Raw genomic sequence first — 6,973 nt, 5'->3', positions numbered from 1 at the left:
ACGAATTTGATCGGGCGACCACCCATTGTGCGAACAGTAGGGTGAAAGTTTTCCGTTCGCGCCTAGCGCGAGATTCGACGCAGATTAACTTGCACCAGGTCCTCGGTGAATCCCAGTATTAATTGGAGCGGTACGAAGATGCGATGGAGGAGCTCGAGCCACTGTTGGATTCGGAAACGCATTCGCCGGGCGCGTTCCTGCTGATGGGACGCTGTCAGTTGTTGCTCAGTCAAGACATGGCGGCGATGAAATCCCTGCGTCAAGCATCCATTCGCCACGCTGTGATCGGGCCTGTGAAGACGCGTTTGGCGGCGCTCCGGTTGCTCATCGATTTGGCGGAGCGACACGGCTTGCAGGCCAGTTTGCAATTTTATCAACAATCCCTTCAGGCGATTTCATGAATCAAGCCATCGGTGACCCGGATCAAATTCGTCAGTTCGCATCGCAATTGGCTCGATTCGCGGAAGAGTTGCGACAACGCGGCACCGGGCTGTCAGCCCAAATGAATCAACTCGAACAAAGCTGGCGCGATGATCAACAGAGGAAATTCAATCAGGAGTTTCAAGATCAGCTGCGGCAGTTGCAGCGTCTGGTGCAGGCAACTGACGAGCACGTCCCGTATCTGATGCGAAAGGCGGATCAGTTGGACGCCTACCTAGGGCGTTGAGCCACGGAAAGCCGTTTCGATTGCTGAGTGGATGTGGACCACAGGCGTTGCGTGCGGGAACCGCGGAGCGGTGAAATTCGCCAGCCTCGGGTTTCAACGCGAGGTCTTGGATGGCGTTCCCGAAACCGGAAAGCCACGGAGTGGCGACAGGTGTTGGGAACGTGTTTCCGGCTTCCGACGATTTTCGTTTGGACAAGGCTTGAAACCGCTTTCAGTGTGCTCTCAGCCACTCCGGATCTTCCTGGGGGAGCGGGCACTCGTGGTCAGCGGCCGCACCGGTTCGGCCAAGGGTTCTTGCAACGAGCGGTCGCAATGTCCACCCTAGTGGCTCGGGAAAGAAGTGATCTCACGCCCCATTCGTCCAAATGACGCTTCAGGCCACTTGGTGAATCGGTCGATACTTCCCGTCTAAACTTGCGATTCAACCAGATAGCGACCCCACTCTGATCAAAGGCACTTCCCAACGATGAGCCAGCACCCGAACTCGTTTCCAAAATTGCACAACGCTGCTTGGCCCGGAGTGGTCGGCAAGGGCGACGACGATGCCAACCCCATCATTCCCTTGGATGAAATGCTTGACCTGACCGCTGCGGCGGAAGTGGATGGGCGGAAATTTGACGGGGTCGATTTGTTCTTGTTTTCGCCGCACGTTTCCATCGACGCCGATGACGCGGAACTGGAAGCTTTGGCCGAAAAGGTTCGCAGCCGATCGTTGAATATCGGAACCGTTGTCGCTCCTGTTTGGGAACCCACCGGTGGCGGAAGTGCGGGCGGAAGTCCCGAGGAAGTCGATGCGTTCTTGAAACAAGTCCGCAAGGGCTGCGAGATCGGCAAGAAGCTGCGTGAGCTCGGCGTGCGTCCCTACGGCTGCATCCGCTTGGACAGTGCGATGGGTGTGGCCGATTGGGTGAAGGATCCCGAAGCCAACCAAAGCAAGATCGCGGACACATTCAAAGCCGCGTCGGACATCGCGGAAGAGTACGACGAACGCCTCGCCGCCGAAGGCGAAATCTGTTGGGGCGGCATGCAGTCTTGGAAGAAGATGGTCGATCTGCTGGAACGCGTTGGCCATCCGGAACGATTTGGGTTCCAAGCCGACATGGCGCACACGTTGTTGTACCTGCTCGGCTACAACGCTCCCGAAGATGCGATTTTGCCTCAAGACTTTGATTGGTCCGACGAAGCGAAAAAAGCAGCCGCGTTGAAAGAGTTGACGCATGCACTGAGACCGTGGACGATCGATTTCCATGTCGCACAGAACGATGCAACCGTGCACGGCACTGGCAGCCACGACAAAACCGGGCGTCACTGCTTGCCCAATGATCCCAACGGAAAGTTGGACATCGCCAAAGACGCTGGATACTGGCTGCGTGACGAACATGGCGATGTGTTGCAGACCTGCAAACACATTTGTTGGGACGGATGCATGTTCCCCAATGATGTGATGCACAAGCCAGAAACCTGGAACGATATTTTGGCAGCGATGCTAAGTGTCCAAGATGCCCATGGTTGGAACGAGTGATTCGATAGGGTCACTCGCGCACCGGCTTGTTGATTGAATCCTAATCCGAAGCGTTAGCGAGGGATTGCGTGTCATTGCAACGAGCCTGTGGGGCCCTCGCTCACGCGTTGGGTTGTGAACTCGCCTCAGCCAACAGGCCGTCACGCGTCGGGTTGTGATTTTTTGTGTGAACCACTTGATCAAGCAACGGCTTTCGCCACGCTGCCAAATGTTCCGTGTAACTTGCGAAAATGGATTGTCCTTTCGCCAAACAAATTTGTGGCGGATGGGCGTCTGCCCTCCATCTACGTCAATCTCCTTCTTCCCCCTCAATAACGAATGAAACCTCTGAACATTGGCCTGATCGGCTACGGCTTCATGGGCCGGACGCACACCAACGGATATCGTCAGGCACCTCGCTTCTTCGACCTGGAATATCACCCCGTCTTGAAAGCGGTTTGCGCTCGCAACGAAGAAAAGGCCAAGCAATTTGCGGAGCAACAAGGTTACGAGTCGGTCGAAACCGATTGGCGGAAACTGCTCGAACGCGATGACATTGATGCTGTCGACGTCGGCACGCCCAACAACTTGCACAAAGAAATCTCGATCGCCGCCGCAGAAGCAGGCAAGATGGTCTTGTGTGAAAAGCCTCTGGCGATGAACACCGCCGAAGGCATTGAAATGTGCGAAGCGGTTGAAAAGGCCGGTGTTCGCAACATGGTTTGGTACAACTATCGTCGCGTCCCCGCAGTGACCTTGGCCAAGCAAATGATTGACGAAGGTCGACTCGGACAGATCTTCCACTACCGTGCCAACTTCTTGCAGGATTGGACGATCAACGCGGATGTTCCTCAGGGCGGTGCGGCAACGTGGCGTTTGGATGCGGAAGCCGCCGGCAGCGGCGTGACCGGTGACTTGCTGGCTCACTGCATCGACACCGCACTATGGCTCAACGGCAGCATCCAAGATGTTTCGGCCGTGACGGAAACGTTCGTGAAAGAGCGTGTGCACGCGGAGACCGGCGAAAAGACTCCTGTGAAAATCGATGACGCTTGTGCTTTCCATTGCCACTTCGACAACGGATCGCTCGGTTTGTTCGAGTCAACTCGTTACGCTCGCGGTCACAAAGCGTTGTACACGCTGGAAATCAATGGTGAGCACGGTTCGCTTCGCTGGGATTTGCACGATCTGCATCGTTTGGAATTCTTTGACCACAACGACGACAGCATCGTCCGCGGATGGCGAAGTATCCACGTCAGCGATGGCGATCAGCCTTACATGGGCAACTGGTGGGTGCCTGGATTGCAGATTGGCTATGAGCACACCTTCGTGCACCAAGTCGCTGACTTTTTGAAGTCACTGGAGTCCGACCAACCCGCTGCTCCGACCTTCCGTGATGCACTGGAAACTCAACGTGTCTGCGATGCCGTGCTCGACAGTGCCGCAACACGCAGTTGGAAAGACGTGAAGTGAATCCCAGCAACCTGACTGGTTTAGCAGAGTTGTTTCCCGCCGATCGGTTTCGCACCGATCCGGCGGCTCAGGCGGCGTTTGAATCAGACGGGTTGCTGGCGTACACCGCTCGACCTCGTGGGGTAGTCTTCCCCGAAACCGCCGACGAGGTCGTCGCCGCGGTGCGGTGGTGTTACGAACATCACGTGCCGGTGGTCGCTCGAGGCAGCGGCACGGGGCTATCCGGTGGCGCGATGCCACATCGTGATGGGATTGTGATCTCGCTGAATCGGCTGAATCGAATCTTGCACGTTGACCCCGTCGAGCGAACTGCGACGGTCCAGTGTGGGGTGGTGAATCTCGCTGTTTCTCAGGCCGCTCGTCCACACGGGTTGTACTTCGCCCCGGACCCTTCCAGCCAATCCGTTTGCACGATTGGTGGCAACATCGCGTTCAATTCCGGTGGCGCTCACTGCTTGAAATACGGCATGACAGCGGGCCACACGTTGGCGATGGACGTGGTCCTGGGCGATGGGACCGTCACCAGTATCGGTGGATCGTCGTTGGAGCATGCCGGACCGGATTCCACCGGTTTCATTTGTGGCAACGAAGGTATGTTGGGAATTGCGTTGCAGGCCACATTGCGATTGCTGCCATTGCCAGAAGTCTTTCATACCGTCTTGGTGGGTTACAACGACATTCGTGCCGCCGGGAATGCGGTTGGTGCGATCATCGCCGCGAATCTTTTGCCGGGGGCGATGGAGATCATGGACGCGATGTCGATTCGCGCCGCCGAAGCCGCCGTGGCCTGTGGCTATCCGAAGAATGCGAACAGCGTGTTGATTGTCGAACTGGAAGGTTCCGCCGAACGCGTTGCGATGGAAAAGAAAATCTTGGCCGAAGTGATTGCCAGCACCCAACCCTCGGCGGTGGAGATCGCGGCCAACGACGCCGAACGATTGGCGATATGGAAAGGCCGCAAGTCCGTGTTCTCCGCGGCCGGCCGTTTGAGCCCTGACTTCATTGTGCAGGATGGTGTCGTTCCCCGGCGTTGCTTGGGCGAAGCTCTCGAACGAATCGAAGCGATGAGCCAGGAATGTGGCGTGCCGGTTGCCAATGTTTTTCACGCCGGCGATGGTAACTTGCACCCACTGATCATGTACGACGGGAAAATCCCAGACGCCTTTGACAAGGCCAATGAGTTCGCTCATTCGATCCTTCGGTTGTGCATCGAGATGGGCGGTTCCATCACCGGCGAGCACGGTGTCGGGATTGAGAAACGAGGTGTCTTCGCCGAGATGTTTGACGAACCCACGATCGATTTGATGCACCGCGTGCGGGCGGAAATGGACCCGCATGAGATCTGCAATCGCGGCAAGATGTTTCCTGATGCGGAGTCCCCTGCCCTGTCCACCTCGGGATTGCATCCGTTGGAAAAAGCGGGAGTGATCTTCCGTGAGTGACCTTGAATCCAACCTGGCACCCGCAACGCCGGAGAACATCGAGGCGCCGGAGTCGGTGTCTCACTGGGCCGATCTGATTCGCGATTGGAACGCTTCCTCGGGCGGCGATCATTTGATCCCTGTCGGTCGATGCAGCAAAGCTGGTTTGTCTCGTCTGAGCCACACTGTGCATGCGGAACCAGCAGCCATCGCAGCACGACGTTATTCCACCCGGAACCTCTCGGGCATTCTTCAGTACGACCCGTCCGAGTTCACAATCTCGGTGGCTTCGGGAACGCCGCTCGAAGAAGTCACTGCGGCACTTTCGCAGCACGGTCAAACGCTGCCCTTTGATCCACCCCGCGTTCAACAAGGCGCCACGATAGGTGGTTGTGTCGCCTCAGGGTGGAGCGGTCCCGGGCGGTGGCGATACGGAGGCCTACGCGACTTCATTCTGGCCGCCTCGTTTCTGGATGGGTTGGGCAACGAAGTGCATACCGGTGCTCCGGTCGTCAAGAACGCGGCTGGTTTTGATTTTCCGAAACTGATGGTCGGAAGCCTTGGTCGATTGGGAGTGTTGACTCGATTGACGTTCAAGGTCTTTCCTCAATCCGTCGAGCCGCAAACCTGGATCGTGAAATGTGGTGACTTGGCATCAGCCGTCTTGCACATGCAAACCCTCACGCGGTTGCCAATCGAACTCGATGCAATTGAGTTGTGCCAGCCTGGGATGACGGATCCAAAAGACTGGTGCATCGTGCTGCGTGTTCCCGGGCCCTCGTCGGTGGCGGATTCCATCATGGATCGTGTGAGGGACCATGTCGGTGACGCGAGTGCTTTGGAATTGTCCGAAGAACATGCACAGACCGCTTGGTCGAAGTTGTTGGATGTGCCCGGGCAAGTCTCGGTCCGCGTTCCCATCACGCCACGACAGATTGAAACGGCGGTTCAGTCGTTTCCAAGATCGTTGACACAGACGGGATGGAAGACGCATTTCGGTCTGGCCGGCAACGTCATGTTTTTGACTGGTTCGGGCGACCTCGCGGCACTGGATGCTTGGTTGAGCGAGCATGCTTTGGCGGGATTGGTGCTCAACGCAGACAACAGCAACACGCAGGGGGCTCAAATCGGAATGTGGCGGCACGATGAAGTGGTGAGGCGAGTGTCCAAGGCGATCGATCCGCACGGATGCTTTGCACCGTTTCAATTCGGCCAGCCATCGCACACAAAACGCAGGGAGGCCTGATCGCCATGCAACATGACATTCCCTTGGAAAGTTCCGGTCCCAATGCGGATGCCATGGCGGAAGCCGTCAGCACCTGCATTCGTTGTGGTTTTTGTTTGTCAGCCTGTCCGACCTATGACGTGTTGCAGCGAGAGTCCGATTCGCCGCGCGGTCGCATCATTTTGATGAAGGAAGTATTGGAAGGGGCGATGCCGGCCGACAAAGCCGCACCACACTTGGACGCGTGCTTGGGTTGTTTGGCGTGCGAGCCCGCTTGCCCATCGGGTGTTTCGTACCGACATCTGCTCAGTCCTTATCGTTCGCTTGTTCGAGAACGTACCACCGTGGCTTGGCCACAAAGGTTGCAGCGCTGGTTGACCGCTCAGACGCTGCCGTATCCCAAACGCTTTCGCCTCGCGGCACGGATGGGAATGATCGGCAAGAAACTCTCCGCCTTGGTACCACCGGTGTTGCGGCCGATGTTGGAGTTGTTGCCGGAAGCCTTGCCGGCCGCGAAAGAACTGCAGCCGCGCTACGCACCGATGGGAGACCAGGTCGGCCGGGTCGCGTTGCTGGCCGGTTGTGCACAACAAGTCTTGGCGCCTCAAATCAATGAAGCCACGATTCATGTGCTGCGGCACATTGGTTTGGAAGTGGTCGTGCCGACCGAACAGAGTTGCTGTGGG

General features: G+C 57.2%; 7 protein-coding genes. All 7 read left to right on the top strand.

The annotated features are described in order from the left end of the window. Positions 1-143: 143 nt before the first annotated feature. The gene (locus tag ACF8AM_RS10905; protein ID WP_392555663.1) at positions 144-401 is read left to right on the top strand and encodes a hypothetical protein; all 258 of its coding nucleotides are present in this window, start codon (positions 144-146) and stop codon (positions 399-401) included. After that, entirely contained in the window at positions 398-667 is a 270-nt protein-coding gene (locus ACF8AM_RS10900) for a WXG100 family type VII secretion target (protein ID WP_007326182.1), read from the top strand. The genes ACF8AM_RS10905 and ACF8AM_RS10900 overlap by 4 nt, the downstream gene beginning before the upstream one ends. 466 nt (positions 668-1,133) lie before the next feature. After that, entirely contained in the window at positions 1,134-2,189 is a 1,056-nt protein-coding gene (locus ACF8AM_RS10895; protein ID WP_392555662.1) for a sugar phosphate isomerase/epimerase family protein, read from the top strand. Between the two features lie 318 nt (positions 2,190-2,507). Then, on the top strand, positions 2,508-3,641 hold the full coding sequence (locus ACF8AM_RS10890; RefSeq protein WP_392555661.1) for a Gfo/Idh/MocA family protein: 1,134 nt from the start codon (positions 2,508-2,510) through the stop codon (positions 3,639-3,641). Next, on the top strand, positions 3,638-5,083 hold the full coding sequence (locus tag ACF8AM_RS10885; RefSeq protein WP_392555660.1) for an FAD-binding oxidoreductase: 1,446 nt from the start codon (positions 3,638-3,640) through the stop codon (positions 5,081-5,083). The genes ACF8AM_RS10890 and ACF8AM_RS10885 overlap by 4 nt, the downstream gene beginning before the upstream one ends. Next, complete coding sequence (locus ACF8AM_RS10880; RefSeq protein ID WP_392555659.1) at positions 5,076-6,308, top strand: FAD-binding protein; 1,233 nt, start codon at positions 5,076-5,078, stop codon at positions 6,306-6,308. The genes ACF8AM_RS10885 and ACF8AM_RS10880 overlap by 8 nt, the downstream gene beginning before the upstream one ends. Continuing rightward, a partial coding sequence (locus ACF8AM_RS10875; protein ID WP_392555664.1) for a 4Fe-4S dicluster domain-containing protein occupies positions 6,305-6,973 on the top strand: 669 nt, incomplete at its 3' end. The genes ACF8AM_RS10880 and ACF8AM_RS10875, both read left to right, overlap by 4 nt.

Source organism: Rhodopirellula sp. JB055 (genome assembly GCF_043100905.1).
Lineage (GTDB): Bacteria > Planctomycetota > Planctomycetia > Pirellulales > Pirellulaceae > Rhodopirellula.
This window is presented reverse-complemented; position numbering and strand designations above follow the sequence as displayed.